At 65.6% G+C, this 25,480-nt stretch carries 29 protein-coding genes; 24 read left to right on the plus strand and 5 right to left on the minus strand.

Annotated features, from left to right (window positions below; all coding sequences use genetic code 11):
* Nucleotide 1: 1 nt before the first annotated feature.
* From CYU89_RS06270 to CYU89_RS06285, 4 genes are read left to right on the plus strand one after another with little or no spacing between them, the layout of a single operon-like run.
* Nucleotides 2–502 (plus strand): Na+/H+ antiporter subunit E, encoded by a 501-nt coding sequence (locus CYU89_RS06270; protein ID WP_296279442.1) that lies wholly within the window; start codon nt 2–4, stop codon nt 500–502.
* A 17-nt stretch (nt 503–519) separates the two neighbouring features.
* Nucleotides 520–783, plus strand: coding sequence for a K+/H+ antiporter subunit F (locus CYU89_RS06275; protein WP_296279827.1), 264 nt, complete (start codon nt 520–522; stop codon nt 781–783).
* Nucleotides 780–1,151 (plus strand): Na+/H+ antiporter subunit G, encoded by a 372-nt coding sequence (locus tag CYU89_RS06280; RefSeq protein ID WP_296279444.1) that lies wholly within the window; start codon nt 780–782, stop codon nt 1,149–1,151. The genes CYU89_RS06275 and CYU89_RS06280 overlap by 4 nt, the downstream gene beginning before the upstream one ends.
* A gap of 6 nt (nt 1,152–1,157) precedes the next feature.
* Nucleotides 1,158–2,015, plus strand: coding sequence for an NAD-dependent epimerase/dehydratase family protein (locus CYU89_RS06285; RefSeq protein ID WP_296279446.1), 858 nt, complete (start codon nt 1,158–1,160; stop codon nt 2,013–2,015).
* An 82-nt stretch (nt 2,016–2,097) separates the two neighbouring features.
* On the opposite strand, the gene CYU89_RS06290 is transcribed toward CYU89_RS06285, so the two are convergent.
* Nucleotides 2,098–2,577 carry an Mpo1-like protein gene (locus CYU89_RS06290; RefSeq protein WP_296279447.1) on the minus strand — a complete coding sequence of 160 codons (480 nt, stop codon included), beginning with the start codon at nt 2,575–2,577 and terminating at the stop codon, nt 2,098–2,100.
* Nucleotides 2,578–2,747: 170 nt separating this feature from the next.
* Nucleotides 2,748–3,674, minus strand: a complete 927-nt coding sequence (locus CYU89_RS06295; RefSeq protein WP_296279450.1) for a phosphoribosylaminoimidazolesuccinocarboxamide synthase — start codon at nt 3,672–3,674, stop codon at nt 2,748–2,750.
* A gap of 197 nt (nt 3,675–3,871) precedes the next feature.
* On the opposite strand from CYU89_RS06295, the gene CYU89_RS06300 reads away from it, so the two are divergent.
* The 11 genes from CYU89_RS06300 to CYU89_RS06350 all read left to right on the plus strand — a co-directional run bounded on the left by CYU89_RS06300 (nt 3,872) and on the right by CYU89_RS06350 (nt 13,411).
* Entirely contained in the window at nt 3,872–4,201 is a 330-nt protein-coding gene (locus tag CYU89_RS06300; protein WP_296279451.1) for a DnaJ domain-containing protein, read from the plus strand.
* A gap of 8 nt (nt 4,202–4,209) precedes the next feature.
* Complete coding sequence (rpe, locus tag CYU89_RS06305; RefSeq protein WP_296279453.1) at nt 4,210–4,884, plus strand: ribulose-phosphate 3-epimerase; 675 nt, start codon at nt 4,210–4,212, stop codon at nt 4,882–4,884.
* Between the two features lie 344 nt (nt 4,885–5,228).
* Nucleotides 5,229–6,161 (plus strand): lipid kinase YegS, encoded by a 933-nt coding sequence (yegS, locus tag CYU89_RS06310; RefSeq protein WP_296279455.1) that lies wholly within the window; start codon nt 5,229–5,231, stop codon nt 6,159–6,161.
* A gap of 246 nt (nt 6,162–6,407) precedes the next feature.
* Nucleotides 6,408–7,880 (plus strand): anthranilate synthase component I, encoded by a 1,473-nt coding sequence (gene trpE / locus CYU89_RS06315; protein ID WP_296279457.1) that lies wholly within the window; start codon nt 6,408–6,410, stop codon nt 7,878–7,880.
* A complete protein-coding gene (locus tag CYU89_RS06320) occupies nt 7,880–8,944 on the plus strand; it encodes an aminotransferase class I/II-fold pyridoxal phosphate-dependent enzyme (RefSeq protein ID WP_296279458.1) in 1,065 nt (354 codons plus the stop codon). The genes trpE and CYU89_RS06320 overlap by 1 nt, the downstream gene beginning before the upstream one ends.
* A 67-nt stretch (nt 8,945–9,011) precedes the next feature.
* Nucleotides 9,012–9,791 (plus strand): SIMPL domain-containing protein, encoded by a 780-nt coding sequence (locus CYU89_RS06325; protein ID WP_296279460.1) that lies wholly within the window; start codon nt 9,012–9,014, stop codon nt 9,789–9,791.
* A 10-nt stretch (nt 9,792–9,801) separates the two neighbouring features.
* Entirely contained in the window at nt 9,802–10,380 is a 579-nt protein-coding gene (locus tag CYU89_RS06330; RefSeq protein WP_296279462.1) for an aminodeoxychorismate/anthranilate synthase component II, read from the plus strand.
* Nucleotides 10,381–10,445: 65 nt separating this feature from the next.
* Entirely contained in the window at nt 10,446–11,489 is a 1,044-nt protein-coding gene (trpD, locus tag CYU89_RS06335) for an anthranilate phosphoribosyltransferase (protein ID WP_296279464.1), read from the plus strand.
* Nucleotide 11,490: 1 nt separating this feature from the next.
* The gene (locus CYU89_RS06340; protein ID WP_296279466.1) at nt 11,491–11,850 is read left to right on the plus strand and encodes an antibiotic biosynthesis monooxygenase; all 360 of its coding nucleotides are present in this window, start codon (nt 11,491–11,493) and stop codon (nt 11,848–11,850) included.
* A gap of 50 nt (nt 11,851–11,900) precedes the next feature.
* Nucleotides 11,901–12,695, plus strand: coding sequence for an indole-3-glycerol phosphate synthase TrpC (trpC, locus tag CYU89_RS06345; protein WP_296279468.1), 795 nt, complete (start codon nt 11,901–11,903; stop codon nt 12,693–12,695).
* The gene (locus CYU89_RS06350) at nt 12,692–13,411 is read left to right on the plus strand and encodes an HAD-IB family phosphatase (RefSeq protein WP_296279470.1); all 720 of its coding nucleotides are present in this window, start codon (nt 12,692–12,694) and stop codon (nt 13,409–13,411) included. The genes trpC and CYU89_RS06350 overlap by 4 nt, the downstream gene beginning before the upstream one ends.
* Before the next feature lie 99 nt (nt 13,412–13,510).
* On the opposite strand, the gene CYU89_RS06355 is transcribed toward CYU89_RS06350, so the two are convergent.
* The 3 genes from CYU89_RS06355 to CYU89_RS06365 form a co-directional block, all read right to left on the minus strand.
* Nucleotides 13,511–13,885, minus strand: coding sequence for a zf-TFIIB domain-containing protein (locus CYU89_RS06355; protein WP_296279472.1), 375 nt, complete (start codon nt 13,883–13,885; stop codon nt 13,511–13,513).
* Nucleotides 13,886–13,956: 71 nt separating this feature from the next.
* Nucleotides 13,957–15,609: a type IV secretory system conjugative DNA transfer family protein gene (locus tag CYU89_RS06360; protein ID WP_296279828.1), complete on the minus strand. Its 1,653-nt coding sequence runs from the start codon at nt 15,607–15,609 to the stop codon at nt 13,957–13,959.
* A 59-nt stretch (nt 15,610–15,668) separates the two neighbouring features.
* Nucleotides 15,669–16,256 carry a hypothetical protein gene (locus tag CYU89_RS06365; RefSeq protein WP_296279474.1) on the minus strand — a complete coding sequence of 196 codons (588 nt, stop codon included), beginning with the start codon at nt 16,254–16,256 and terminating at the stop codon, nt 15,669–15,671.
* Between the two features lie 682 nt (nt 16,257–16,938).
* On the opposite strand from CYU89_RS06365, the gene CYU89_RS06370 reads away from it, so the two are divergent.
* The 9 genes from CYU89_RS06370 (at nt 16,939) to CYU89_RS06410 (ending at nt 25,430) form a co-directional block, all read left to right on the plus strand.
* Complete coding sequence (locus CYU89_RS06370) at nt 16,939–17,352, plus strand: hypothetical protein (protein ID WP_296279829.1); 414 nt, start codon at nt 16,939–16,941, stop codon at nt 17,350–17,352.
* A gap of 16 nt (nt 17,353–17,368) precedes the next feature.
* Nucleotides 17,369–18,286 carry a type IV secretion system protein gene (locus tag CYU89_RS06375; protein ID WP_296279475.1) on the plus strand — a complete coding sequence of 306 codons (918 nt, stop codon included), beginning with the start codon at nt 17,369–17,371 and terminating at the stop codon, nt 18,284–18,286.
* Entirely contained in the window at nt 18,283–19,047 is a 765-nt protein-coding gene (locus CYU89_RS06380) for a TrbG/VirB9 family P-type conjugative transfer protein (protein WP_296279477.1), read from the plus strand. The genes CYU89_RS06375 and CYU89_RS06380 overlap by 4 nt, the downstream gene beginning before the upstream one ends.
* Entirely contained in the window at nt 19,044–20,249 is a 1,206-nt protein-coding gene (locus tag CYU89_RS06385; protein ID WP_296279479.1) for a TrbI/VirB10 family protein, read from the plus strand. The genes CYU89_RS06380 and CYU89_RS06385 overlap by 4 nt, the downstream gene beginning before the upstream one ends.
* Nucleotides 20,250–20,262: 13 nt before the next feature.
* Nucleotides 20,263–21,303 carry a P-type DNA transfer ATPase VirB11 gene (gene virB11 / locus CYU89_RS06390; protein ID WP_296279481.1) on the plus strand — a complete coding sequence of 347 codons (1,041 nt, stop codon included), beginning with the start codon at nt 20,263–20,265 and terminating at the stop codon, nt 21,301–21,303.
* A gap of 101 nt (nt 21,304–21,404) precedes the next feature.
* Nucleotides 21,405–22,217 carry a lytic transglycosylase domain-containing protein gene (locus tag CYU89_RS06395; protein WP_296279484.1) on the plus strand — a complete coding sequence of 271 codons (813 nt, stop codon included), beginning with the start codon at nt 21,405–21,407 and terminating at the stop codon, nt 22,215–22,217.
* 74 nt (nt 22,218–22,291) lie between these two features.
* The gene (locus CYU89_RS06400; RefSeq protein ID WP_296279486.1) at nt 22,292–22,666 is read left to right on the plus strand and encodes a TrbC/VirB2 family protein; all 375 of its coding nucleotides are present in this window, start codon (nt 22,292–22,294) and stop codon (nt 22,664–22,666) included.
* On the plus strand, nt 22,659–22,973 hold the full coding sequence (locus tag CYU89_RS06405) for a VirB3 family type IV secretion system protein (RefSeq protein WP_296279488.1): 315 nt from the start codon (nt 22,659–22,661) through the stop codon (nt 22,971–22,973). Before CYU89_RS06400 ends, CYU89_RS06405 begins: the two co-directional genes overlap by 8 nt.
* A 3-nt stretch (nt 22,974–22,976) precedes the next feature.
* Nucleotides 22,977–25,430 carry a VirB4 family type IV secretion/conjugal transfer ATPase gene (locus tag CYU89_RS06410; protein WP_296279490.1) on the plus strand — a complete coding sequence of 818 codons (2,454 nt, stop codon included), beginning with the start codon at nt 22,977–22,979 and terminating at the stop codon, nt 25,428–25,430.
* The last annotated feature ends 50 nt before the right edge of the window (nt 25,431–25,480 follow it).

The raw sequence follows: 25,480 nt of genomic DNA on the forward strand, positions 1-25,480 counted from the left end.
CATGGCTGCGACCTTGCGCAAGCGCTTGCTGCCGTCGCTGCCGCTGAGCGTGACGGTGTTCTGCTTCTGGCTGCTGATGAACGACGAGATCAGCGCGGGCCAGGTGACGATGGCGCTGCTGCTGGCGTTGTTGATTCCTCCCTTCGCCGCACGGCTGGACCGCGAGTTCGCGAGCATCGGCCGCCTGCGCAGCGTGCCGCGCATGCTGGGCGTGCTGGCGCTAGACATCGTGCAGGCGAACGTCACCGTGGCGCTGCAGGTGCTCGGTCCCGAACGGAACATCCGCCCCGGCTTCATCTGGGTGCCGCTCGACATCAACAACATCCATGGCATTGCGGCCCTGACCAGCATCATCACGCTGACGCCCGGCACGGTGTCGTCGGTGCTGTCGGATGACCGGAGCCACCTGCTGGTGCATGTGTTGAACCTGGATGATGCCGACGAGGTGATCCGGCAGATCAAGACACGCTATGAAATGCCGCTGATGGAGATATTCCCGTGACCCCGCAGGCGCTAGTGATGTACGCGATCGTGGGCTCGATGCACGTGGTCGGGCTGGCGATGCTGTTGGCACTCGTGCGACTCGTTCGCGGGCCTAGCGTGCCCGACCGCATCCTCGCGCTGGACACGCTGTTCGTCGCCGCGATCGCGCAGTTGGTGCTGTTCGGCATGTACCTGGGCACGGCGGTCTACTTCGAGGCGGCGCTGATCATCGCCATGCTGGGCTTCGTCGGCACCGTGGTGCTGAGCAAGTACGTGCTGCGCCGGGACATCGTCGAATGAGCTGGGTCTTCGCCATCCTGCTTGTACTGCTGCTGGCCGTGGGCAGCTTCTTCATCCTGGTCGGCTCCTTCAGCCTGTTGAAGCTGTCGGAGTTCTTCAAGCGCCTTCACGGCCCCACCAAGGCCAGTACGCTGGGCGTGGGCTGCATGCTGATCGCGTCGGTCGGCTATCACGCGCTGAGCGGCACCGATCCGCAGCCACGCGAACTGCTGATCACCGCGTTCCTGTTCATCACCGCGCCGATCAGTGCACACCTGATGGCGAAGGCCGCGCTGTCGCTGCACATGGCGGAGCGTCCCCCGATGCCGGGCGGCGAACCGGCCAACCCCGTCGATGCGGTCGACGAAGACGCCGGCCGGGACGCCTGATCCGCAATGCGTACCGCCCTCGTCTTCGGTGCCAGCGGCCAGATCGGCGAGGCCTTGCTGGCCCGGCTGGATGCCGGCCAGTGGCAGGTGTTCGCGGTATCGCGGGCGCCGCGTCCTCCGTCGTCGAACGTGCAGTGGCTGCCGGGTGAGTTCGCCGCCATCGACGGCTTGCCCGATCGCGTCGACGTGATCTTCAGCACCGGCCCGCTGGACGGCTTTGCACGATGGTATGTGCAGGGACGCGTCGCGGCCCCGCGCGTGGTCGCTTTCGGGTCCACCAGCCTTGATACCAAGAAAGCGTCAGGCGACGCGCATGAGCGCGACGTCGTCGCGCGGCTGCAGGCCGCCGAACGAGCCGTATTCGAGACCGCGTCGGCCCATGGCGCCGCAGCAACGTTGTTGCGTCCGACCCTGGTCTATGGCGCCGGACGCGACCAGACGCTCGCGCGAATCGCGGCGATGGCGCGGCGCGTGGGCTTCTTCGTGTTGCCGCGTGGCGCCGAGGGCAAGCGCCAGCCGGTGCACGTCGATGATCTGGCGATGGCAGCACTCGCCGTCGTGGAGGCATCCGCCACCCACGGACATGCCTATTCGCTGCCGGGAGGCGAAACGCTGGCCTACAGCGACATGGTGGCGCGCACGCTGGCGTCGCTCAATCCGCCGGTGAAGCTGTGGACGCTGCCGATGCCCGTGTTCAGGGCCGTGCTGTCGCTGTCCCGCCTGGCGGGCATGATGCGCGGCCTCACCGACGATGCAGTGGCCCGCATGCGCGACGACCTAGTGTTCGATGCGGCGCCGGCGCGACGCGACTTCGGCTACGCGCCGCGGAAATTCATCGTCGACAAGCGTGCGGTGGGATCGTAGAGCGGAGCTTGCTCCGCTGCTGTTCGCAGTTCAGATCGATGCCGTGCACGGCATCAGCCAAGCAAGCTCAGCTCAGCCCCACTCAGTACTTCCAGCCCATCTTCCGGTAGAACTTGCTGAGCACCCAGGCCGGCCCGATCAGCAGGTAGGTGAGGTCGGTCAGGAAACTGGGCTTCTTGCCTTCGATCTTGTGGCCGATGAACTGGGCGATCCACGCCACCACGAACACCGTCACCGCGAGGAAGAACAGGTTCTGCAGCCCGAGCAGGCCTTCCAGCCAGCGGGTCAGCCACGCCATCGCGATGAAGATCGCCAGCATGCCGAAGCCCAGCGGACGCGAGAGTTTGTAGTAGTACATCCACGCGCCGAACATCGCCAGCGCCGCCCACATCCCGGATTTCACCCAGGTGCCGAACACCGGGATGCACCAGAGCAGCGCCACCACCGTCCACAGGATCGCCGGAACGGCGAACACGTGGATCAGCTGGTTGGTCTCGTTGACGTGGTCGCCGGAATAACTGGCGAACCAGCGGTCCACCGGACGTTGCGCGGTCGCGTTCATTCATCCCTCCCGAGGATGGCAATGCGGCAGGGTATGGAGCATACCCCAGCCCGTCGGGCGCTGCCGGCCCGGCCGTCAGGTCGGTGGAGAGGTTCGACTGTGGGAGCGACGTCAGTCGCGATCAGTCTGGCCGCGGCCTTCCATCGCGACTGACGTCGCTCCCACAGGAGTCAATCGACGACAATGCCGGCCAGTTTCTGCAGCGCTTCCGCGTACTTGGCGCGGGTGCGCTCGATGACCTCGGCCGGCAGCGCCGGGCCGGGCGCGGTCTTGTTCCAGTCCAGCGTTTCCAGGTAGTCGCGCACGAACTGCTTGTCGTAGCTCGGCGGGCTGGTGCCGACTTCGTACTGGTCCGCGGGCCAGTAGCGCGAGGAATCCGGGGTCAGCATCTCGTCCATGATGTAGAGGCGGCCGTCTTCGTCCGTGCCGAACTCGAACTTGGTGTCGGCCAGCAGGATGCCGCGTTCGGCGGCGACATCGGCGGCGAAGCGGTAGATGCGCAGGGTGGCGTCGCGCACGCGCTCGGCCAGTTCGGCGCCGACGGTCTTCACCATGGCGTCGAAGTCGATGTTCTCGTCGTGGTCGCCGACCGCGGCCTTAGTCGACGGGGTGAAGATCGGCTCGGCCAGCTTCTCCGCCTGGCGGAGGCCGTCGGGCAGTTCGATGCCGCTGACCTTGCCGGTGCGCTGGTAATCCTTCCAGCCGCTGCCGATCAGGTAGCCGCGCGCGATGGCTTCCACCGGCACGGGCTTGAGCTTCTTCGTCACCACCGCGCGCTTGGCGTACAGCGAGGCGTCCACGCCGGCCGGCAGCACGCTGGCCACGTCGATGCCGGTCAGGTGGTTCGGCATCAGGTGCGCGGTCTTGGCGAACCAGAAGTTGGAGATCTGGCAGAGCATCTCGCCCTTGCCGGGGATGGGATCGGGCAGCACCACGTCGAACGCGCTGAGGCGGTCGGTGGCGACCATCAGCAGGTAATCGCCCGGGGGCGCATCGGCGGGCAGGCGCTCGCGGGGCAGGTCGAACACGTCGCGGACCTTGCCGCGATGGCGCAGGGTGAGGCCGGGCAGATCGGATTGAAGCAACGTCGTGGGCACAAACACTCCTTGGGGAGTCCGGAAACCAGCGAAGCGGTACAGCGTCGTGGGGGCGTGCGGCAGGCCGTGCGCCCGTGCCCCGGGGCGGCCGTCTACCCGCGGTGGCGGGGCCGGGTACCTGACCGGGCCGCGTAGTGTACGGGCTGACGGGCGGCGTGTGCCGTAAAATGCCGCGATTGCCGGAGAAGGCGGGCCGAATGAAGCGCTGGTACGGAAAACTGCTGGGATTCGTGGCCGGTTGGCTGCTGATGCGCCATCCCCTGGGCGGCCTGGTGGGCCTGATCATCGGCCATGCCTTCGACGAGGACTGGTTCAGGCTCGGCCGCGACAATCCGTATCGCGCGCTCGGCCTGACCAGCGACGCCAGCGATGCCGAGGTCGACCAGGCCTACCGCCGGCTCATTTCCCAGTACCACCCCGACAAGATGGCCGGCGCGGCGGAAGACCTGCGCCGCCAGGCCGAACGGAAGGCCGGCGAGATCAACGCCGCCTACGACCGCATCAAGACCCAGCGCAAGCGCAAGTGAGCCTCTCCATGTCGAACTGCATCATCGCCCCGTCGATCCTGTCCGCGAACTTCGCCCGCCTCGGCGAGGAAGTCGACAACGTGCTGAAGGCTGGCGCCGACTGGGTCCACTTCGACGTGATGGACAACCACTACGTCCCCAATCTGACCATCGGCCCGCTGGTGTGCAGCGCGCTGCGCAAGCATGGCGTTACCGCTCCGATCGACGTGCACCTGATGGTGGAGCCGGTGGACCGCATCATCCCGGACTTCGCCGAAGCCGGCGCCAGCATCATCAGCTTCCACCCGGAAGCCTCGAAGCACGTGCACCGCACGATCCAGCTGATCAAGTCGCTGGGCTGCAAGGCCGGCCTGGTGCTCAACCCCGGCACGCCGGTCGAAGTGCTGGACTGGGTGCTGCCGGAACTGGACCTGGTGCTGCTGATGTCGGTGAACCCGGGCTTCGGCGGGCAGGCCTTCATTCCGTCGGCGCTGGACAAGCTGCGGGCCGTGCGCGCGATGATCGACAAGACCGGCAAGGACATCCGCCTGGAGATCGACGGTGGCGTGAAGGCCGACAACACCGGCCAGATCGCGGCTGCGGGCGCGGATGCCTTCGTCGCCGGCTCGGCGATCTTCAATGCACCGGACTACAAGGACGTGATCGATCGCATGCGCCAGGCCGTGGCGCATGCGCGCAGCTGACGGGTGCGTAGAGCGGAGCTTGCTCCGCTTGCCTTGCAAACAGCCGAGCAGGCTCGGCTCTACATTGAAAAAGGCGATGGCTTTCGCCACCGCCCCGGAAGAATTGGAGGCTGATCCTGCCTCCGCCCGTCGTCCCTGCTATGGCCTTCCATACTACGGACCGACTGTGACGGGTCCGTGACAGCGGCTTTGCCCTTGTAGGAGCGACGTGAGTCGCGACCGTTGACTTCGAGTTCCCGGATTACGGGTCCGCGGCTTCCCTGCCAGCCATAACGTGCGGTAGCGACTCACGTCGCTCCTACAGAGGGAAACGCTATGCTCGGCGCTTCCACCAAGGACCCCCCATGACCACACCCCGCTGGCGCCTCATCCTCAACGGCAAGTCCGCCGGCGATGACGACCTGCGCGAGGCCGTGGCGAAGATGCGCGAAGACGGCATCGCCCTTGACGTGCGGGTGACTTGGGAGGATGGCGACGCCGAGCGCTATGTCGCGGAGGCGATCGCCGATGGCGTGGACACCGTCATCGCCGGGGGCGGCGACGGCACGCTCAGCGAAGTGGCGACGACCCTCGCTCACCGCGACCAGAGAGCCGACGCGCTGCCTTCGCTCGGGTTGGTGCCGCTGGGCACCGCGAACGACTTCGCCACCGCCGCCGGAATTCCGGACGACGCGCTGCCTGCGCTGCAGCTCGTCCACGCGGCGGCCGCCGTGCCGCTGGACCTGCTGCGCATCGAGGCCGACGACGGTGTGCACTGGTGCGCCAACCTCGCCAGTGGCGGCTTCGGTACCGAGGTGACGGTGGAAACCGACGAAGGCCTGAAGAAGATGCTCGGCGGTCTTGCCTATCTCATCACCGGTATCGCCAGGCTGGGGCGCATCGAGCCGATGACCGCGCGCGTGCGCGGCCCGGAGTTCGACTGGCGGGGCGACTTCATTGCACTCGGCATCGGCAACGGGCGCCAGGCCGGCGGCGGGCAAGCGCTGTGCCCGGATGCGCTGGTCGATGACGGCCTGCTGGACGTGACGCTCGTGCCGGAGCTGTCCGGCGAAGTCGCCGCCACCCTCGGGACGCTGGTCAAGGACGGCAAGCACGCGGCGCTGGACCGCGTCGCCACCCGCGCACGGCTGCCCTGGGTGGAACTGGACGCGGACCAGCCACTGACCCTCAATCTGGACGGCGAGCCCGTGCAGTCCCGCCGTTTCCGCATCGAGTGCGTCCCCGGCCGGGTCCGCATGCATCTGCCGGCACCCTGTCCGTTGCGGATGCAACCTTAGGGAAGCGCTGAAAGCGCTCGCTTGCTCGTCATTCCCGCCTGACCAGACGTGCGTCTGTTGAACGCCGCGCGGATGACGGCAACAATTCATGCGTTCCCCAGTGGTCGTCGGCCCGATGCGTCGGGTAAAGTAGGCCCGTGTCCCATCCCGCGCTCCCGCTTTCCAAAGATTCCGCACGCCATGGCTGGCGATGGTGGCCCGTTGCCGTCGCCCGCACCGTCACCGTGTTCCGGAAGGAAAGCCCGCTTGATCTCGCACGCCCAGTTCCAGCAGTACGCTGCTGAAGGTTCCAACCGCATCCCTGTCGTCCGTGAAGTGCTGTCCGACCTGGACACGCCGCTCTCGGTCTACCTGAAGCTCGCCGACGCGCCATACACCTACCTGTTCGAATCGGTGGAAGGTGGCGAGCGCTTCGGCCGCTATTCCATCATCGGCCTGCCCGTGCGCCGCGTGGCGACGTTCCGGGGCCACACGCTGCAGATCCACGACCACGGCCAACGGGTCGAAACGCGCGAGGTCGCCGATCCGTTCGCCGAAGTCGAGGCGCTGCGCGCCGCCTACGCGGTGCCGAAGCTCGAGGGTCTGCCCGGATTCACCGGCGGCCTGGTCGGCTGGTTCGGCTTCGAATGCATCGGCTATATCGAGCCCCGGCTGGCGACGGGCGCGAAGCCCGATGAACTGGACACGCCCGACATCCTGCTGATGCTGTCGGAAGAAGTGGCCGTGTTCGACAACCTCAAGGGCCGGCTCTACCTGATCGTGCACGCCGATCCGCGCGAAGCCGATGCGTGGGAACAGGCGCAGGCGCGGCTGGACGCACTGACCGCCAAGCTGCGCCAGCCGGGTTCATATCCCACGCCGATCGCCCGCGATGTGCTGGACGAGAGCCACTTCGTCTCCGGCTTCACCCATGACGGCTTCATCGCCGCGGTGGAGCAGTCGAAGGAATACATCCGTGCCGGCGACATCTTCCAGGTGGTGCTGAGCCAGCGCCTGAGCGTGCCGTTCAATGCGCGGCCGGTGGATGTCTACCGCGCGCTGCGTGCGCTGAATCCCTCGCCGTACATGTACTTCCTCGACGTCGGCGATGTGCAGGTGGTGGGCTCGTCGCCCGAGATCCTGGTGCGCCTGGAGCAGGGCGAAGTCACCGTGCGCCCGATCGCCGGCACGCGTCCGCGTGGGAAGACGCACGACGAGGATCTCGCGCTGGAAGCCGAGTTGCTCGCCGATCCGAAGGAACGCGCCGAGCATCTGATGCTGATCGACCTGGGCCGCAACGACACCGGTCGCGTGTCGGAAGCCGGCACGGTGCAGGTGGGCGAGCAGTTCGTCATCGAGCGCTACAGCCACGTCATGCACATCGTCAGCGAAGTCACCGGCAAGCTGCTGCCCGGACTGAGCTACGCCGACGTGCTGCGCGCGACGTTCCCCGCCGGCACGGTCAGCGGTGCGCCGAAGATCCGTGCGCTGGAAGTCATCCGCGAACTCGAGCCGATCAAGCGCAACGTCTACGCCGGTAGCATCGGCTACATCGGCTGGCACGGCGATGCCGACACCGCCATCGCCATCCGCACCGCCGTCATCAAGGATGGCCGCCTGCACGTGCAGGCCGGTGCCGGCATCGTCTACGACTCCGATCCCGAGAAGGAATGGGACGAGACGATGAACAAGGGGCGTGCGCTGTTCCGCGCCGTGGCTGAAGCGGCGAAGGGGCTGTGATGGAGACCGCGGTCGAGGGTGCCCGGATCAGCCTGCGCAACGACTACAGCGAGGGTGCGCATCCGCGCCTGCTGCAGGCGCTCGCCGTGGCGAGTGCCGAGATCAACCGCGGCTACGGGCTGGATGTCCACAGCGTCCGCGCCGCGGCCCTGATCCGCGACCGTCTCGCCCGGGACGCCGACGTGCATTTCCTTGCCGGCGGCACGCAGGCCAACCTCGTCGCGCTCGCGGCCTTCCTGCGTCCGCATGAGGCCGTGATCGCGCCGGCCAGCGGCCATATCGCCACGCACGAGACCGGCGCCATCGAGGCCGGTGGGCACAAGGTGCTGACGGTCGCCACGCCGGACGGCAAGTTGAGCCCGGCGCTCATCCAGCCGTGTATCGACGGCCACGCCAGCGAGCACATGGTGAAGCCCCGGCTGGTCTACATCTCCAACACCACCGAGTGGGGCACCGTCTACAGCGCGGCGGAGCTGCATGCACTCGGCACGTTCTGCCGTGCTCGCGATCTGCTGCTTTATGTGGACGGCGCGCGGCTGGGTTCAGCGCTGACCACGCAGGACAACGATGTGGATCTGGCCCTGCTGGCGGCGGAAGCGGACGCGTTCTACATCGGCGGCACCAAGAACGGTGCGCTGCTGGGCGAGGCCCTGGTGATCATCAATCCGGCACTGCGCGCCGATTTCCGCCACATCATCAAGCAGCGCGGCGCGATGCTCGCCAAGGGCATGGTGGTCGGTGCGCAGTTCGAGGCCCTGTTCGAGGACGGCCTGTACTTCGTGCTGGCGACGCATGCCAACGTCATGGCCGAACGGTTGCGCGGGGTCCTGCAGCAGGCGGGCGTGCCGCTGGCGGTGGACTCGCCCAGCAACCAGGTGTTCCCGGTGTTGCCCGATGCCGTCGTCGAGCGCCTGCAACAGCGGGTCGAGTTCGAAACCTGGGAGCGGCGCGGCGACGCCACCACCGTAATCCGGCTGACGACATCGTGGGCGACGCCGGAGTCCACCATCGAGGCATTCGCGGACGTTCTCGCACACATCCGCCACGAGAGGGCCGCCGAGTGAGCGGATACGCAACCCCGCTGTCGCCGCCGGTGCGTTCCACCCCAGGGTCCACCCACGGAGAGGTCCGATGAACGTTCGCTGCCTGTTGCTGGTCACCACCCTGCTGTGGTCGTCCCACCTGTCCGCACAAGTCAACACGCTGCCTTCCCAGCCGCACCTGCTCGTGAAGGGCCAGGCCGAACGGACCGTCATGCCGGACCGCTTCACCCTGGACTTCCTCGTGCAGTCCACGATGCCATCCCCCGGGGATGCGCGCGCGAAGGTCGAGCATAACGTGTCAACGGTGCTCGCCCTCTTCAAGGCGAACAGCGCACTCGCCGACAGCATCCATGCGTCGACGCTGTCCATTTCCCCTGAGCATGCCTTCGAGGAAGGGAAGCAGGTGTTCAAGGGAACCAAGGTGGTCCGCAGGCTACGTGCCACGTTCGTCCGGCTCGAGGATGTGCGCGCCGTGTTGTCCGGCGTCGAATCCGGCCCGGAACTGCAGATCACCGGCATCCGTTCGGGATACGCGGCCGCCGCCGGCCTGGGCGCGGAACTCAAGCGCGAAGCCGCGCAGCAGTCGCGCCGGTCCGCCGAGGGCCTGGCCTCCGCCTACGGCACCCGCCTTGCCGGTCTCTACACCATCTCCGATGTCGCACCGAGCTTTGCCTACGGTGTCCAGGCGGGCATGTGGCCTGCGGCAGACGACGACACGGGCGTGACGCCGCCCGCGCCACCCGCGCCGGCAGCGGACATCGGCGCCACGGTCGAAGTTACCGGCACCCGGATCGCGCCCGAGACGCTGCAGACCGGCACGATCACGTTCACCGAGAACGTGTACGCCATCTTCCTGATTTCGCCCTGAGTACCGTCCCATGCTGTTGATGATCGACAACTACGACAGCTTCACCTACAACCTCGTGCAGTACCTGCAGTCGCTGGGTGCCGAGGTGAAGGTGGTGCGCAACGATGCGATGACGGTGGACCAGATCGCCAAGCTCGCGCCCGAGCGCATCGTCATCTCGCCCGGCCCGTGCACGCCGAACGAAGCCGGCGTGTCACTGGAGATCATTGAACGGCTGGGTCGGAACACGCCGATACTCGGTGTCTGCCTCGGCCACCAGAGCCTGGGCCAGGCCTATGGCGGCAATGTCATCCGCGCGGGCCGCATCATGCATGGCAAGACGTCCCGCATCCGCCACGAGGGGAAGGGCGTGTTCGCCGGCCTGCCGGATGCGTACGAGGCCACGCGCTACCACTCGCTGGTGGTGGAGCGCAGCAGCCTGCCCGACGCATTGGAAGTCACGGCATGGACGGAGAACGAAGACGGCAGCTTCGAGGAGATCATGGGCCTGCGGCACCGCGAATTCCCGGTCGAGGGCGTGCAGTTCCATCCCGAGTCGATCCTGACCGAGCACGGCCATGCGTTGCTGAAGAACTTCCTCGAACGATGATGTAGGGCGGGCCTCGGCCCGCCATCGCCACACCGGTGGGCCAAGGCCCACCCTACGGAGCCGACATGCCCCTGACCCCCCAAGAAGCCCTGCAGCGCACGATCGAGCACCGCGAGATCTTCCACGACGAAATGGTCGACCTGATGCGGCAGATCATGCGCGGCGACGTGTCGCCGACGATGAGTGCGGCGATCCTGACCGGCCTGCGCGTGAAGAAGGAAACCGTCGGCGAGATCGCCGGCGCCGCCACCGTGATGCGCGAGTTCTCGCGCACCGTCGAGGTGCCAGACCGCACGCATCTGGTCGACATCGTCGGCACCGGGGGCGACGGCTCGCACACGTTCAATATCTCCACGTGTTCGATGTTCGTGGCATCCGCTGCCGGCGCGCAGATCGCCAAGCACGGCAACCGCAGCGTGTCCTCGAAGTCGGGCAGCGCGGACGTGCTGGAAGCACTGGGCGTCAACATCGAGTTGCAGCCCGACCAGGTCGCACGGTCCATCGTGCAGTCCGGCATCGGCTTCATGTTCGCACCCATCCACCACCCGGCGATGAAGGTCGTGGCGCCCGTCCGTCGCGAGATGGGCGTGCGCACGATCTTCAACATCCTGGGTCCGCTGACCAATCCGGCCGGCGCGCCGAGCATCCTGATGGGTGTATTCCATCCCGACCTGGTCGGCATCCAGGCGCGCGTGCTGCAGGAGCTCGGCGCCGAACGGGCGATGGTGGTGTGGGGCCGCGACGGCATGGACGAACTGTCGCTCGGCGCCGGGACACTCGTCGGCGAACTGCGCGATGGGCAGGTACGCGAGTACGAGCTGCACCCCGAGGACTTCGGCATCGCGATGGCCGCGAGCCGCAACCTCCGCGTCGCCGATGCTGTGGAGTCGAAGGCGATGCTGCTGGGGGTGCTCGACAACCGTCCGGGTCCCGCGCGCGAGATCGTCGTGCTGAATGCGGGTGCGGCCCTGTACGTCGCCGGCGTCGCCGAAAGTATCGAAGACGGCATCGCGCGGTCGCGCGACGCCATCGCCAGCGGCAGGGCGCTGGCGCGGCTGCATCAGTTCGTGGCCACAACGCAGGCACTGGGAAAACAGGAAACGCACTGACATGGCCGCCAGCGGATTCGCCAGACTGCCCAAGCCGCCGTACTACGCGGTGATCTTCTCGTCGCAGCGCAATGCACATGACGATGCAGGATACGGCGCCATGGCCGAGCGCATGGTCGAGCTGGCCGTGCAGCAAGCGGGATTCCTTGGGGTGGAATCCACGCGCGGCGAGGATGGGTTCGGCATCACCGTGGCGTACTGGGAGAGCGAGGACGCGATCCGCGCCTGGCGCCACCATGCCGAACACACCGCGGCACGCGAGCAGGGGCGGCGCGACTGGTACGACCACTTCGAGCTGCGGGTGGCCAAGGTCGAGCGCGCCTACGGTTGGGACCGCGCCGAAGCCCCTCCTGAAGCGTAGCGGATGCGACAATGTGCTGTTCCCGGCAAGGGAGCCGAACCAGGATTCACATGAGCGACATCCTCACCACCATCCTCGCCCGCAAGGCCGAGGAGATCGCCGAACGCAGTGCGCGCGTTCCGTTGGATGACCTGCGGGCGCGCATCGCCGAGGCATCGCCGACGCGCGGCTTTGCCGATGCGCTCCACGCGATGATCGCCCAGGGCGACCCCGCCGTGATCGCCGAAGTGAAGAAGGCCAGCCCTTCGAAGGGCGTGATCCGTCCGGATTTCCGTCCCGCCGACATCGCGGTGAGCTACGAATTCGGTGGCGCAGCCTGCTTGTCCGTGCTGACCGATCAGGACTTCTTCCAGGGTGCCGACGACTATCTGAAGCAGGCGCGCGATGCCTGCACGCTGCCGGTGTTGCGCAAGGATTTCACCGTCGACCCGTATCAGGTCTACGAGGCGCGCGTGCTCGGCGCGGATTGCATTCTGCTGATCGTGGCGGCGCTGGACGACGGCGCGCTGGTCGATCTGTCCGGGCTGGCGATGGAGCTGGGCATGGATGTGTTGGTGGAGGTGCACGACATCGATGAGCTTGAGCGTGCGCTGCAGGTGCCTGTCCCGCTGGTCGGCATCAACAACCGCAACCTGCGCACGTTCGAGGTGTCGCTGCAGACCACGCTGGAGATGAAGGATGCGGTGCCGCGGGACCGCCTGCTGGTGACCGAGAGCGGCATCCTGGTACCGGAGGATGTCGCCACGATGCGCGCCGCCGGCGTGGATGCATTCCTGGTCGGCGAGACGTTCATGCGCGCGGAAGAGCCCGGCGAGGCGCTGCGTCAGCTATTCTTCGCCGCATGACGGACGCTCGCTATCCGATACCGCGCGCCGAGGCGCCGGTCGTCGTTTTCGATTTCGACCATACGCTGTACGACGGCGATTCCGGCGGCCATCTGGTCAGGTGGCTGATCCAGCGCAATCCGCTGCGCGCGGCGGTGGCGCTGGCGGCATCGGTCGTGCTGGGGCCGATGGTGGCCTTCCTGCCGACGCGCCGTCGCGGGATCTCCGGCTACATCTGGATCGGCACGTTCGGCCTGCATGGTCGGCGCAGCTTCGATGCGCTGATCGACCAGTACGTCGCGAAGCACCGCGACGAAGTCCAACAGCGCCTGCTGCCGCACGCGCTTGATGTCTTCCGCGACCACCGCGCCCGCGGCGACAACGTGGTGGTGGCGACCGGCGCGCCGCCGGAACTGGCGCGTGCGATCCTGAGTTTCGTCGCCCACGAGGACGTGCCGGTCATCGGTACCGCCGTCGGGCCCCGCTTGGGTGCAGTGGTCGCCACGCGCCACTGCCACAACGAAGAGAAGATGCGCATGCTGCGCGAGCGCGGCTACGGTGAGGTCGCGGTGGCGTACTCGGACAGCAGCGCCGACCTGCCGCTTCTGAAAGCGGCACGCGCGCCCGTGGTGGTCAATCCGAAGACCACGCGGGTGGCGATGTTCCGTCGCGTCCTGCCGCCGGGCACGCCCATCCTCAACTGGGGCTGCAAGGACCGCGGCGGTACGGCAGCGTAGCGCAGGCCCTGGCTCGCCATCGGAATCAGGTGGTGATCGGCGCTCAGTGCACAGGCCCGGCGACAACGGCGTACTGCTCGAATGCGCGCGCGAGGTGCATCAGATCCGTTCCGGCGCGTTCCAGTCCTTGACCAGGTCCGCAAGCTCGATCTCCGCGAAATCCTGGTACTCGCCCGCGTCGTAGAAACGGCCATAGCAGCCCTTGCAGCTCTCGAACCAGATGTGCGGCTGCAGCGGATCGACCATGCGGATCAGCGGGCGTTCGCCGACGCAGGCAGGGCAGTCGATCCGGTCGACCTTGTTGTACTGCTCGCCGACGGCCGGGTCGCCGATGTCGATCTCGTCCGCACGATCTTTCAGCGTCTCGTGGTCCACCATCTCGAACCACAGCCCCTTGCACTGCGTGCAACGATGGACGTGGGCCTGCGGCATGGGGATCAGTTCCATCGCGCTGTGACACTTGGGGCACTGCATGGGGCGGGGTCTCGGGCGGACGGATGGCGGGATTCTACCGCGGACCTCCGCCCGTACCAGCGCTGCCGCCCTCAGATCCGCAGGGGATCGATATCGACCTTGGGAAGCAGCCGTTTGGTGAAGTAACTGTCCTTGTAATAGCGCACCTTGCGGCACAGGATGGGGTGGGCGAGACCCTCGTACAGCACGATCTCCTTCTCCGGCCCCATCGCCTTCAGCTCCTGCGGCAGCATCAGTGCGCGCTTCTCCAGTACCTCGTTGTCGGACACGTTGCGTCCCTGCCCATGCGAGCGCGTGCGGGCGCGGCGCTTGATGGTGGTGTAGCCCAGCATTTCCGAATAGTCGTTGGCGTCCTGCTGCTCGCGCGGCGCATAGATGATCTGCAGCGCATGGTTGGTGATGATGGTGCGCGACAGCTCCTTGCCGTACACGGCGTCGAGCTGCGCCATCGACTGGATGATCGGGAGCAGGCGAAGGTTGTAGCCGGCCATGTACGCCACCGCTTTCGCGATGATGTCGACGCGGCCGATGGCGGTGAATTCATCCATCAACAGCAGGCACTGGTGCTTCAGCCTCGGGTCGTTCTGCGGCAGCACCTTGGTGTTGACGTTGATCAGCTGGCTGAAGAAGAGGTTCACGATCAGTCGGCTTTCCGCCAGCTTGTTGGGCTGGATGCCGACGTAGATCGTCATGCGGCGGCGGCGGACGTCATCGAGGCGGAAGTCGTCGGCGCTGGTGGCCGCGTCCAGCACCGGGTTCAACCACGGATTCAGCGGCTCCCGGAACGAGCCGATGATCGAGGCGAAGGTAACGTCCGCCTGCGACAGCAGGCCCGCAAAGGCGGTCCGCGCCTGTGCGCTCAACCAGGGCGCTTCGACGAGTTTCTGGAGATACGGCTTCAACTCGCCACCATCGCCCGACGCGAGCCGCAGCACTGCTCCCAGTGTCGGCTTCTCGGCGGCGTGGTCCCGGTCGTGCCGTTCGAACAGATAGAGGGTGAAAGCGAGGAACGCGTTGCGCGCCTGGCTGACCCAGAACTTGTCCTTGTCGTCGCCATCCGGATACAGCATGGCGGCGATGCTCTGGAGATCGGAGACGCGGAAGGCGGGATCCGGCGAGACGTATGTCATCGGATTCCATCGGTGGCTGCGGCGGTCTTCGGCGAACGGATTGAACAGGTAGACCTCCTGGCCAATCGAGCGACGCCACCCGGAGGTCAGATCGAAGTTCTCCTGCTTGATGTCCAGCACCACCGCCGACTCGCGATAGTCGAGCAGATTGGGAATGACGATGCCGACGCCCTTGCCGGAACGCGTCGGCGCCGCGAGGATCACGAACTGCTGCCCCGGCAGGCGCAGCAGCTTGCCGTTCATCTGGCCGACGACGATGCCGGTGTCCTTGCTGGACAGGAAGCCCTTGTTGGCGAGATCGATCATGCCGGCAAAGCGCGCGCGACCATGCAGGTTCCGGTAGCTGCGCAGCTTGTAGACCATCACGGCGAGCGCTGCCCACACGAGCAACATCACGCCACCACCCACCGCACCGGCCGTCTTGATGCGCCATGCATAGGGCTGCACGCGGGGATGGTCCAGGTGCCTGAGATACTCGAAATAGGTGCCTGCACCGACGAGGCCGCCATCGAGCCCGAGGAACAGCAGCGCGAGATAGCCGGAAAGATAGAGGGCGCCGACGGCCGCGAGCGCGGCGAGCGCCAGGATGATCACAACGCGTGTACTGCCCAAGTTGCCCCCTGTGGTCGTTCCCTGATGATGTGCCTGCGGCGTCAGCGGCCGCCAGCGGTCTTGCCTTCCTGCCTTGCGGTCTCGATGAGGACGTACTGGTCGTTCTTCTGCCAGCGGGGCAATCCATCCTGCAACTGGATGCAGGGTTGCCCGCCACAGGACGTGATGGTGACGTGCTGCAACGCCTCCAGGACCTCCGCATCCACCTTCGCCTGTTCCGAGCGCTTCACGTTGTGCCACGCAACGTAACCGGTGCCCGCGACCATCAGGACACAGGCCGCTGCGAGTGCGCCCACCGACTGCGCGCCGAGAAAACGCGTACGTCTGGCGAATGTCGACTGTTCGTGATCGAGCTTCTCGATCGCCTGGCGCAGCCTCGACACCGTCTCGTCGATGCTCTGCGTGGCCGCGGGAACCTCCTGGGCCAGCGCTTCCCGCATCGCACGCCGCGCGTGATCACCCATCTCGCGCGTGCCTTCCTCGAAGGCTTTCCTGACATCGAGCGCGGATGACTTGAGCTCCTGCGCGGACGCCTCCTGTGCGTTGGCGGCCCTGTTGCACTGGTCCGTCAGGTGCGCCGCCAGCAGGGCGGCGTTGGCGACGAAATCTTCCATCTTCGACTGTTCCATTTCGTTCCTTGCAGCGCGCGCGTTACTCGACTAGCTCCGCATCAGCATGATGCATGAGATGTTTTACGTTCAAGCTGCTCCGCCGCGCAACGAAGTCGTGTAGGAAAATTCCTACATCCAGCTGAAGTTTCGCGTGTATCCATTGATCGCGTCACGCAAGCGTTCATCGCAGTGAAGAATGATTTCACATTGGATGTGACGTCGTTCCTGCTTTCACATCGACCTTCACATTCATGATCGTACCTGTCGTTTTGATTTAATCGTATTGAAACAAGTGCCTTGTTTTATAGGGTTTTGATGCGATACGCGATGCGGGGTTGAAACGACATAAACATGTTTACGTTTCTTCTCGTGTTGACGTCGCAAAAAGCCGTGGCTATGTTCGGCTCGACTGGCGTGATGCAGTGCGCGGCCGCAATGTGCGACGCACGTTAAGCGCTTGAAGGAAATGCAAGGAGCTTCGACGCATGGATGCGGTGACAGGGGGCAGTGCGCAGGACAGTTGCCTGCGCAGTGCGATGAGCACGGGATCATTCCTGATTCCCGCGCATGCTGGCGCGCATTGCCGCCCCGAAACATTCTTCAGTGCCGTGACGCGTTTCCCGAGAGGCGCGCAAGGGAAGTGGGTTGCTGACGATTGCAGAAAGGTGGATTCGTGATCCGAAACGTCGTTTTCCGCAGGATGATGGTGTCGTGTTTCGTGGTGCTGGTCGCGGGGTGCGCGACGCCGCAGGCGGCGGATATCCACGGGCGCTGGCGTCCGGTGAACCGGTTCGCCGAGGCGCCCCAGGCCATCCCACTGCAGCAGGCTTACATCTACCAGGCCTCCCCGGCGGATGGCACGCTCAAGACCATGCTCACCCGCTGGGCGAAGGACGGCAGCCTTACGCTCGCCTACCTGCATCCCAACGACTACACGCTGCACGCGCCGGTCGCACAGATCCGTACCGGGAGCCTGGAGGATGCCGCCGCCGCGCTCTCCGCTGCTTACGCCGACCAGGGCGTTCGCGTGGTGATCGAACGCCCCCGGATCATCGTGAGCCAGGCGTCGCTACCCTCCGCCGACGTGACGCCCGCCGCGTCGCTGGGCGACTGACGCCGACGGCTCGCGCATGTTCAAGAAGAAAACCTCTTCTCCCGAGATCGACCGTGCCGTGGCGCATGGTGTCAGCTTCGAGCTGACGCTGGCAGAACGCGCACGCAAGAGCGAACGCCGCGCCTGGATGGTCGCGTGGTCGGCCATCCTGATGTCGTTGATCCTGGCGGGGGGCTATTTCCTCTTCCTGCCCCTCAAGGAGAAGGTGCCGTATCTCGTCATGGCCGATCCGTACACCGGTACGGCCAGCGTGGCGCGCCTCTCCGGCAACTTCCAGGACCGCGACGTCACGACCGAAGAGGCGATCAACAAGAGCAACGTGGCGCAGTTCGTGCTGGCGCGTGAATCCTACGACTCGGGCCTGGTCGGCCAGCGCAACTGGCGCACGACGCTCTCGATGGCGGGCCCTGCGGTCGCGCCGGCTTACATCGCACTGCATTCGGAGAGCAATCCGGAGCGGCCTTTCCGGCTCTACGGCAGCGCCAGTTCCGTGCGGACCCGGATCCTCAGCATCGTCCTGATCGGCGGCGGCGCCGGTGCGCGCCCGACGGGCGCCACCGTGCGATTCCAGCGCAGCCTGTACGACAAGGGGCGTGGCCAGGCACAGCCCCTGGACAGCCGGATCGCGACCCTCGAATTCACCTACAACCCGGACCTGCGGCTGAGTGAGGAGGACCGGTTGCTGAATCCGCTGGGATTCCGCGTCACCAACTATCGCGTGGACGATGACTTCGCGGCGGCGACCGTGCCGGAGCGCGAGTTCCCCATGCCGCCGGCCGCCGCGCCCGTGTCGGCTGCGGCGACGCCGCAGGTTGCAGAACCTGCCGCGGCAGGCACGCCGCCCGCGCCCCCCAGTGAGAACGATGTGTCGACGACCCCGCAGCCCGCGGAGCAGTCGGAACCCGAGACGCGACCCGGAGTGCCCCAACGATGAGGTTGAAGTACGCCCTGCGGCGCCTGGCCGCCATTGGCCTGCTGCTCATGACGCTGCCTGCGGTGGCGCAGGTGATCGAGGAGTACACGTACTCACCGGACAAGGTGTACCCGGTGCGCACCGGCCTGGGCATCACCACGCAGATCGAACTGTCGCCGCACGAGGAAATCCTGGATTTCAGCACCGGGTTCAGCGGCGGATGGGATATCAGCCGCCGCGGCAACGTGTTCTACCTGAAGCCGAAGAACGTCGACGTGGACACCAACCTGCTGGTGCGCACGGCAGCGCATTCGTACATCTTCGAACTGAGGGTGGTGGCGACGGACTGGCGCGTGCTGGACCAGGCCCGCGCGGCAGGCGTGCAGTACCGCATCAAGTTCGCCTATCCGGGCGACACCAGTTTCGCCGGCACGGCCAACAAGCCGCAGGAAGTGGCGTCGGAACTCAACACCGACGTGGAGCCGGGGCGCGCGTACCACTTCAACTACGAGTACGCCCAGCGCAAGCGCGGCCCCACCTGGCTGGTGCCCACGACCGTGTACGACGATCGCCGCTTCACCTATATCCGGATGGGCGACCGCACGCGCTTCCCGAGCGGCAACTTCCCGGTCGTATTCGCGCGCGACAGCGAGGACGGCGATGAATTCGTCGTCAACTCGACCGTGCAGGACGACACCATCGTCGTCCACGGCACGTATCCCTACTTGGTCATCCGCCACGGCGACAACGTGGTCGGTCTGCGCAGGAGCCCGGAGCAATGAACCAGACGCCGCACGATCAGCCGGACACGGGCCCCGAACGGGCAGCGCCGCAGAGCCCCTACCAGACATCGCGTCCCGCACCGGAGCCGGACCTCGACGCGAATGCGCCATACCTGCGCTCCGCGGATGTGCAGCGGCTCAATCGCAAGGCGCTGCTGTTCCTAGGTGGGATCGTGGCGCTTCTGCTGCTGAGTGCGTTCTGGATATTCAACAGTGTTACGTCAGATGCAGATGATGTGGCGGGCAAAAGAGCCCAAGGTGAACAGGTCGTGATTCCTGCGGCACCTAAGGACTTACCAGAATTGCCCCCTGAGCAGCCTGCCATGGTTGCCGAACCCGATCTCCCGCCGCTACCAGTCATCGACGACACGCCGCAACCACCGCCGGGGTTGGCGATTCCGGATATGGGTAATGCGACATCAAATCAACCGACCTTGCGCGAGCGCCGCATCATGGATGGCGCTGGGATGGGCAGCGGAGTCGCTGGCCAATCCTCGGGCATGGCTGGTGTGATGTCGCCAGACGAATATGCCAGGTTGATGATGCAGGCTGGCGTGGAACCGGAGCCAACTTCGTCCCAGAAAGCTGAGGACCTGGCGAGTGCCAAGCCGCTGTACAACCCCAATACCCTGCTGTTGCGCGGCACCTACATCCGCTGCGTGCTCGAATCCCGCGTGATCACCGATGTGCCGGGTTATACCTCCTGCGTGGTGACCGAGCCGGTGTACTCGGTCAACGGCAAGCGCCTGTTGCTACCGCGCGGCTCGAAGGTGATGGGCAGCTACAACTCGGAGGCCATCATCGGTGAGCGCGCCGCCATCGTCTGGGACCGGATCACCACACCGACCGGCATGGACGTGAACATGCGCAGTCCGGGTACCGACATGCTCGGCGCGGCCGGCAACCCGGGACACTATTCGGCGCATTGGGCACAGCGCATCTCATCCGCCCTGCTCATCAGCATGCTGAGCGATGCCTTCAAGTACGCGGGCGCGAAGAATGGTCCGCAGGAGACCTCCATCATCAATGGCGCCATCGTCCAGAACCCCTACGAAAGCAACACCGCCAGGACGATGGAGCGCTTGGCCAACATGGCGCTGGACCGGAACATGGCGCGCCCACCGACGGTGACGATCAACCAGGGCACGATCGTCAATGTGTACGTGGCGCGTGACGTCGACTTCTCCGCGGTGATGCGCTGACGGGCGTTCATTCATGGATACGCAGAACGAGCCCCTTGCCCGCATCTCCAACGAGTTCCTGGACTACCAGTACCAGGTGCTCGGGATCGGCGATCACATGCAGTCCTCGGACGTCACCGAGATCTGCATCAATCGCCCCGGTGAGCTCTATCTCGAAACGGCACGGGCGGGGTGGCTCAAGGCCGACGTGCCGACGCTCACCTTCGAGCGCGCCCGGCAGTTCTGCACCTCGGTCGTCAACGAAAGCAACACCGGCCAGCGCATCACCGACATCGATCCGATGGTGTCGCTGACCTTTCCGACCGGCCAGCGCGCGCAGTTCGTGATTCCGCCGGCCTGCGACGCCGGCAAGGTATCGATCACCATCCGCCTGCCGGCGAAGTTCAGCAAATCGTTGGAGCAGTACGAACAGGACGGTTTCTTCGACGACATCCTCGAGCAGCAGCAGGTGCTCGGCGACCACGACCAGGAACTGCTGGAGCTCCGTCGCAGCCGCAACTATGCGGAGTTCTTCCGCAAGGCCGTGCATTACCACAAGAACATCGTGGTGGCCGGCGCGACCGGCAGCGGCAAGACGACGTTCATGAAGTCGCTGGTCAACCACATCCCCGACCAGGAGCGTCTGGTGACGATCGAGGACGCCCGCGAACTGTTCATCCGCCAGCCCAACGTCGTGCACCTGCTCTACTCGAAAGGCGGACAGAGCGCCAGCAACATCACCGCCAAGAACTGCATGGAAGCCTGCCTGCGCATGAAGCCGGACCGCATCATCCTGGCGGAGCTGCGCGGCGACGAGTCGTTCTACTTCATCCGCAACTGCGCATCCGGTCATCCGGGTTCCATCACCAGTTGCCACGCCGGCAGCACGGCGCAGACCTGGGACCAGCTCGCCCTGATGGTCAAAGCGTCGGCCGAAGGCGCGGGCCTCGAGTTCGAAGTCATCAAGCGCCTGCTGAAGATGACCATCGACATCGTCGTGCACATCAAGGCGCACGCGGGGCGCCGCTACATCACCGGCATCGACTTCGATCCCGCCCGTGCCTTGGCCGCCTGAAGGACGCATATGAACGCCACGTACCCATCGACGACAGGGCAGGGATCCGGCAGGTGGGGCAGCCTCGGTATGCCGGGTTGCCAAGAAGGGAGGGTCTGCTGATGCTGCCTGGCATGGAGCTGATGGGCTGTACCGGACTGGCGGTTCCGCCGACGGTGATGGAGCACGTCGTGAAGGTCGAGTCCTCGTTCAATCCGTACGCGATCGGTGTGGTCGGGGGGCGACTGGCCCGGCAACCCCGCAATCTGGCGGAGGCGCTGTCGACGGCCCGCATGCTCGAGGACCGTGGCTACAACTTTTCGCTGGGACTGGCGCAGGTCAATCGCTACAACCTCACGCGGCAGGGACTCGACAGCTACGAGAAGGCGTTCGATGTCTGCCCGAACCTGCAGGCAGGCTCGCGCATCCTCGCCGAGTGCTATTCGCGTTCCGGCAACGATTGGGGCAAGGCCTTCAGCTGCTACTACTCCGGCAACTTCACGACCGGCTATCGGCACGGGTACGTTCAGAAGGTATTCGCTTCCTGGCAGCGGCAGGCGGCTAGCGGCAACGCGCAGGCCATACCGGTGATCGATCGCAGGACGGTCGCCCAGGCATCGCGGACGACGCGACGCACAGCATATGAGCAGGCCTCACGCGCGGCCATGGGCGATCGGGCGTCGTCACGCGTCGCACGCCGTGTCGAGGAAGCGAGGTCCGAGCGGGTGGATGCGCTGCGTACCGCCGCCGTCGCAGCGGATGCTCCGCGGCGCACGACGGCACTGCCGGCCGCACCCGTCATAGCGCCGGCCATCGCGCAGGCATCGGCCGATGCGCCCGTCACGGTGCAGGCCTATCACCAGAACACCACCACGGCGCCGCAAGCGCCGCAGGTCGTGCAGACATCCGGGAGGGATGACGCTTTCGTCTTCTAGCAGTACCCGCCAGGGATGGCTCATCGGCACGCGAAAGTGCCACCTACCGTTGCAACCACCATTTGGGGTCCATCATGAACAACACGCACTTTATCCAGGCAAAGCAGGCTTCCAGCGCCATCGTCATGCTGATCATCGCCGCCACCGCGCTGGCATTTCCGGAGCTGGCGCTCGCCCAGGACGCCACCGGCGCGCAGGGACGGGTCACCAGCTTCTTCACCAACATCAATTCCCTGCTGAACGTGGCGTCGATCGCCATCGTGACCATCGCCGTGATCTTCGCGGGCTACCAGATCGCGTTCAACCACAAGCGGGTCGGCGACGTGGCGCCCGTGCTGATCGGTGGCTTCCTGATCGGTGCGGCCGCGCAGATCGCGAAGATGCTGCTGCCTTCCGACGTGACGTCGACCGCGATGGTCGTCGGACAGATGCTGACGCAGTATGCATAAGAACGTGCTGTTCAGGGGCTGCACCCGCCCACCCATGTTCATGGGGGTTCCGTATGTGCCCTTCACGATCGGGGCGGGCAGCTGCCTGCTGCTCACGTTCTACTTCAACATGTTCTTCCTGGCCCTGCTGCCGGTCGTGATCTTCATCATGCGGCAGATGGCGCGCCGCGACGAAATGATCTTCCGGCTGCTCGGCCTGCGGTGGCAGTTCCGGACCAAGGTCCGGAACCTCCGCCACCACGAGGGCATGTGGGTGTTCACGCCCAACAGTTATCGCAAGCGCTTCGACGACTCGATCCCGGATTGACCCATGCTCGCGCCTGACCTGTCCATCGCCGAATTCATCCCGCTGTCCGCCCACGTGTCCCCGCAGGTGGTCAAGACGACGGGGGGCGACTTCCTGCTGACGTGGCGGCTGGAAGGGCTGCCGTTCGTCGGGCGCGAGGAATGGGAGCTGGAGCACAGGCACAACACGTTCAACCGCATGCTGCAGACGTTGCGGGCGCCCGATTTCGTGAACGTCGCATTCTGGGTGCACGACCTGCGCCGGCGTGGTGGCATACGCTCCGGCGCGCGCTTCGGCCAAGCGTTCAACCAGGCGCTGTCGGACGGCTACTTCGATGCGCTGTCCGCGCAGAAGATCATGCAGAACGAGCTTTACCTCACGATGATCTACCGCCCCATCGTGATGGGGAAGAAGTTCGTCGAGAAGTCCGCCAACGTGCCGCGCCTCCAGGCCGAGCAGGAGCAGGCGGTGGACAAGATCATGGAGCTGGCGGGCAACGTCGAGGCCGTGCTCAAGGACTACGCACCGACCCGGCTGGGCATGTACGAATCCGATGCGGGCGGCGTCTTCTCCGAAACGCTCGAGTTCTTCGGCTTCGTCCTCAACCGCATCTCCGAACCGGTCCCGGTCCTGCGCGCGCCGCTGTACGATTACCTGGCAGTGAGCCGGCACATGTTCTCGTCCAAGACGGGCGATTTCGTCGTCAGCACGCCGGATGGACGGAACCATTTCGGCGCCATCCTGAATATCAAGGAGTATACGGACGGTACCTGGCCCGGCATCCTCAACGGCCTGAAGTATCTCGACTTCGAGTACGTCATCACGCACTCGTTCAGTCCGATGGGGCGCCAGGACGCACTGAAGGTGCTGGACCGCACCAAGGGCATGATGATCTCGTCGGGCGACAAGGCGGTGAGCCAGATCATCGAGCTGGACGGTGCCATGGACCAGGTCGCGTCCGGCAACTTCGTGCTGGGCGAGTACCACTTCATCATGACCCTGTACGCGGAGGACCAGCAGCGTCTGTCGCAGAACGTGGCCGTGGCGCGGGCGGAGCTGTCCAACGCCGGCTTCGTGTCCGCCAAGGAAGACCTGGCCGTCTGCTCTTCGTTCTATTCCCAGCTGCCGGGCAACTGGCGCTACCGTACGCGGCTGGCGAACGTCAGTTCGCTGAACTTCCTGGGACTGTCGCCGCTGCACAACTTCGCCACCGGCAAGCGCGACAACAATCCGTGGGGCGACAGCGTGACGGTGCTGCAGACCACCAACGGACAGCCCTACTACTTCAACTTCCACGCCACGCATCCCGCCGAGAATTCGCTGGGTGAGAAGGCCATTGCCAACACCATGGTCATCGGCAAGTCGGGCACCGGCAAGACCGCGCTGATCAACTTCCTGCTCAGCCAGGTGCAGAAGTTCGATCCCGTGCCGACCATCTTCTTCTTCGACAAGGACCGTGGTGCGGAGATATTCGTGCGCGCCTGCGGCGGCAACTACCTGGCGCTGGAGAACGGGCAGCCTACCGGCTTCAACCCGTTCCAGTGCGAACGCACTGACGCCAACGTGCAGTTCCTGGCGGGGCTGATCAAGGTCCTGGCGGCCAAGAGCCACTACACGGCACGTGAGGACGAGGACATCTTCCGGGCGGTCGAGTCCATGCTGGACATGCCGCTCCACTTGAGGTCGATGACCAACTTCCAGAAGAGCCTGCCCAACATGGGGGACGACGGACTCTATGCCCGCCTCCGCAAGTGGACGTCAGGCAACGCGCTCGGCTGGGTGTTCGACAACCCCGTCGACACGATCGACCTGAGCCGGGCCAGCATCATCGGCTTCGACTACACCGATGTCATCGAGAATGCCGAAATCCGCGTCCCCGTCATCAACTATCTGTTGCATCGGCTGGAAGAGCTGATCGACGGTCGCCCGCTGATCTACGTGATGGACGAGTTCTGGAAGATCCTCGATGGCGGCGGAGCGCTCAAGGACTTCGCCAAGAACAAGCAGAAGACCATCCGAAAGCAGAACGGCCTCGGCATCTTCGCCACCCAGAGCCCGGAAGATGCGCTCGCCAGCGACATATCTGCGGCGCTGATCGAACAGACGGCGACGCTGATCCTGCTTCCCAATCCGAATGCGGCGCGCGAAGACTACATCGACGGGCTGAAGCTGACCGACGCGGAATTCAAGGTCATCAAGAGCCTGGACGAGCGCTCGCGCTGCTTCCTGGTCAAGCAGGGCCACGCCTCGACCGTGTGCCAACTCAACCTGCGCGGCATGGACGATGCCCTCGCGGTCATCTCGGCCAGCACCGACAACATCGAGATCATGCATCACATCGTCGAGGAAGAAGCACTGCGACTGGGCGTCGACAAGGCCGACCTGCGCCCCGAGCAGTGGTTGCCGCGTTTTCAGGAGGAGCGGAAAGGGTCGGGCAGGTCAGCGAGCCGCTCCTTATCGAACAACAAGCAAAGTTAGTCCTAGCTCCGGCCGGCGTCTTGCAAGCGAGGAGGCCAGTGGAGAATCGC

The organism is Pseudoxanthomonas sp. (genome assembly GCF_002863005.1).
Taxonomy (GTDB): domain Bacteria; phylum Pseudomonadota; class Gammaproteobacteria; order Xanthomonadales; family Xanthomonadaceae; genus Pseudoxanthomonas_A.

Excerpts from the sequence above, each read along its gene's own strand:
- CYU89_RS06270 (WP_296279442.1), top strand. The coding sequence starts at position 2 with ATGGCTGCGACCTTGCGCAAGCGCTTGCTGCCGTCGCTGCCGCTGAGC.
- CYU89_RS06275 (WP_296279827.1), top strand. The coding sequence starts at position 520 with ATGTACGCGATCGTGGGCTCGATGCACGTGGTCGGGCTGGCGATGCTG.
- CYU89_RS06280 (WP_296279444.1), top strand. The coding sequence starts at position 780 with ATGAGCTGGGTCTTCGCCATCCTGCTTGTACTGCTGCTGGCCGTGGGC.
- CYU89_RS06285 (WP_296279446.1), top strand. The coding sequence starts at position 1,158 with ATGCGTACCGCCCTCGTCTTCGGTGCCAGCGGCCAGATCGGCGAGGCC.
- CYU89_RS06290 (WP_296279447.1), bottom strand. The coding sequence starts at position 2,577 with ATGAACGCGACCGCGCAACGTCCGGTGGACCGCTGGTTCGCCAGTTAT.
- CYU89_RS06300 (WP_296279451.1), top strand. The coding sequence starts at position 3,872 with ATGAAGCGCTGGTACGGAAAACTGCTGGGATTCGTGGCCGGTTGGCTG.
- rpe (WP_296279453.1), top strand. The coding sequence starts at position 4,210 with ATGTCGAACTGCATCATCGCCCCGTCGATCCTGTCCGCGAACTTCGCC.
- yegS (WP_296279455.1), top strand. The coding sequence starts at position 5,229 with ATGACCACACCCCGCTGGCGCCTCATCCTCAACGGCAAGTCCGCCGGC.
- CYU89_RS06320 (WP_296279458.1), top strand. The coding sequence starts at position 7,880 with ATGGAGACCGCGGTCGAGGGTGCCCGGATCAGCCTGCGCAACGACTAC.
- CYU89_RS06325 (WP_296279460.1), top strand. The coding sequence starts at position 9,012 with ATGAACGTTCGCTGCCTGTTGCTGGTCACCACCCTGCTGTGGTCGTCC.
- CYU89_RS06330 (WP_296279462.1), top strand. The coding sequence starts at position 9,802 with ATGCTGTTGATGATCGACAACTACGACAGCTTCACCTACAACCTCGTG.
- trpD (WP_296279464.1), top strand. The coding sequence starts at position 10,446 with ATGCCCCTGACCCCCCAAGAAGCCCTGCAGCGCACGATCGAGCACCGC.
- CYU89_RS06340 (WP_296279466.1), top strand. The coding sequence starts at position 11,491 with ATGGCCGCCAGCGGATTCGCCAGACTGCCCAAGCCGCCGTACTACGCG.
- trpC (WP_296279468.1), top strand. The coding sequence starts at position 11,901 with ATGAGCGACATCCTCACCACCATCCTCGCCCGCAAGGCCGAGGAGATC.
- CYU89_RS06350 (WP_296279470.1), top strand. The coding sequence starts at position 12,692 with ATGACGGACGCTCGCTATCCGATACCGCGCGCCGAGGCGCCGGTCGTC.
- CYU89_RS06355 (WP_296279472.1), bottom strand. The coding sequence starts at position 13,885 with ATGCAGTGCCCCAAGTGTCACAGCGCGATGGAACTGATCCCCATGCCG.
- CYU89_RS06365 (WP_296279474.1), bottom strand. The coding sequence starts at position 16,256 with ATGGAACAGTCGAAGATGGAAGATTTCGTCGCCAACGCCGCCCTGCTG.
- CYU89_RS06370 (WP_296279829.1), top strand. The coding sequence starts at position 16,939 with ATGATGGTGTCGTGTTTCGTGGTGCTGGTCGCGGGGTGCGCGACGCCG.
- CYU89_RS06375 (WP_296279475.1), top strand. The coding sequence starts at position 17,369 with ATGTTCAAGAAGAAAACCTCTTCTCCCGAGATCGACCGTGCCGTGGCG.
- CYU89_RS06380 (WP_296279477.1), top strand. The coding sequence starts at position 18,283 with ATGAGGTTGAAGTACGCCCTGCGGCGCCTGGCCGCCATTGGCCTGCTG.
- CYU89_RS06385 (WP_296279479.1), top strand. The coding sequence starts at position 19,044 with ATGAACCAGACGCCGCACGATCAGCCGGACACGGGCCCCGAACGGGCA.
- virB11 (WP_296279481.1), top strand. The coding sequence starts at position 20,263 with ATGGATACGCAGAACGAGCCCCTTGCCCGCATCTCCAACGAGTTCCTG.
- CYU89_RS06395 (WP_296279484.1), top strand. The coding sequence starts at position 21,405 with ATGCTGCCTGGCATGGAGCTGATGGGCTGTACCGGACTGGCGGTTCCG.
- CYU89_RS06400 (WP_296279486.1), top strand. The coding sequence starts at position 22,292 with ATGAACAACACGCACTTTATCCAGGCAAAGCAGGCTTCCAGCGCCATC.
- CYU89_RS06405 (WP_296279488.1), top strand. The coding sequence starts at position 22,659 with ATGCATAAGAACGTGCTGTTCAGGGGCTGCACCCGCCCACCCATGTTC.
- CYU89_RS06410 (WP_296279490.1), top strand. The coding sequence starts at position 22,977 with ATGCTCGCGCCTGACCTGTCCATCGCCGAATTCATCCCGCTGTCCGCC.